Source organism: Microbacterium sp. UBA3394 (assembly GCF_002358725.1).
In the GTDB taxonomy this organism is placed as follows: Bacteria; Actinomycetota; Actinomycetes; order Actinomycetales; family Microbacteriaceae; genus Microbacterium; species Microbacterium luteum.
Genome location: NZ_DEPK01000031.1, coordinates 1 through 1492 on the forward strand (window position 1 = coordinate 1; position 1492 = coordinate 1492).

The window sequence follows — 1492 nt, forward strand, 5'->3', positions numbered from 1 at the left end:
GCGCCGCACGACATCGAAGCCGTGACGCACGGCCCCCTCGGGGTCGACCTCGTTGCGGAACGACTGGAACGATCCGATGACGACGGCCGACTCGTTCCACTCCCACAGCCGCAGCGTGGGGCGACGGCGCCCGTCGCCGACACGCGTGGTGAGCACCTCGTCCAGCGCGAGGTTCATGCGCGGCGAGACGGGCGGCTCGTGCACGACCTCCCAGTCGAAGTCCTTCCAGCCGGGAGCCGTGACCAGCGCGCGGCGCACCGCCGTGCCGACCGCCTCCGGGGTGAAGCCGAGCAGCTGCGCCCCCTGCGGCAGGGCGCCCCGAACCGCCGCGGCGATGGCGGCCGCATCCGTCTCGACCGGGAGCCCGTCGACGGCGGCGTCGATGTCGTCGAGCGCCGTGTCGGGCTCGAGGAAGAAATCGCCCGCGAGATGGAATCCGCTGATGCGGCCGTCGACCACCTCGAGGTCGACGACGACGAGCTTTCCGCCGGGGACCTTGTATTCGCCGTGCACGGGTGCCAGCCTACGGCGCCCGGCCGTCGGCCCGCGAGGACAGCGCATCGGATATAGTCCATATGGACTAATCGATTCGGAGTATTCATGACCGCGCGCCGACTTACGCCGCTGAGCCTGATGGTGCTCGCCCTCCTCGACGAAGACGACATGCATCCGTACGAGATGCTGCGCCTGATGAAGCAGCGGCACGACGACCGCATGCTCAGCGTGACCAACGGGACGATGTACCACACCGTCGCGCGACTGCAGCGCGACGGCCTGATCGCCGAGGTCGGCGTCGACCGCGAGGGGAATCGGCCGGAGCGCACAACGTACACGCTCCTGCCCTCCGGCGGCGACGCGATGCGATCATGGCTGCGGGACGAGCTCGAGCGGATCGATCGTCCCGGCGACTTCCGGATCGCCCTGTCCGAGGCCCACAACCTGCCGCGCGATGAGGTGCGGGATCTGCTGACGCGCCGGCTCGCACGGCTCACGCAAGACCTCGCGGAGCTGGAGGAGAGCCTCGCCGCCGCCCGGCGGGTTCCCGTCGACGAGCAGTTCCTCGTCGAGGACGACCGCGAACGCGCCCTGTGCGTGGCCGAGACGATCTGGCTGGCCGATTTCCTGGGACGCCTGCAGAATCCGCAGCTGCCCTGGGGGCACGCGGCCGCCGGCAAGAAGAGCGATCACTACCTCGCCCAGCGGAAGGCGGCGCGCGAATGACCCAGACCCACGCACGAACCGGCACGGTCGACACACGCGCCCGCAGCCCGTGGCCGGCGCTGTGGGCGCTGATCATCGGGTTCTTCATGATCCTGGTCGACACCACCATCGTCGCCGTCGCGAACCCGGCCATCAAGGCCGCCCTCGACCCCGGCACCGCCAACCTCGACAACGTCGTGTGGGTCACCAGCGCCTACCTGCTCGCGTACGCCGTGCCGCTGCTCATCACCGGACGCCTCGGCGACCGGTTCGGCCCGAAGAGCATCTACCT

Annotated in this window: 2 protein-coding genes and 1 pseudogene; 2 read left to right on the top strand and 1 reads right to left on the bottom strand. The window is 69.9% G+C overall.

Translation table 11 applies throughout. The features are described 5' to 3' along the window. A partial coding sequence (locus tag B4E30_RS01540) for a lipoate--protein ligase family protein (RefSeq protein ID WP_414683176.1) occupies positions 1-513 on the bottom strand: 513 nt, incomplete at its 3' end. A gap of 87 nt (positions 514-600) precedes the next feature. Here B4E30_RS01540 and B4E30_RS01545 point away from each other — a divergent pair. After that, positions 601-1221: a PadR family transcriptional regulator gene (locus B4E30_RS01545; protein ID WP_071044982.1), complete on the top strand. Its 621-nt coding sequence runs from the start codon at positions 601-603 to the stop codon at positions 1219-1221. Then, positions 1218-1492: pseudogene (locus B4E30_RS01550) on the top strand (MFS transporter); the annotation flags it as partial. The gene B4E30_RS01545 and the pseudogene B4E30_RS01550, both read left to right, overlap by 4 nt.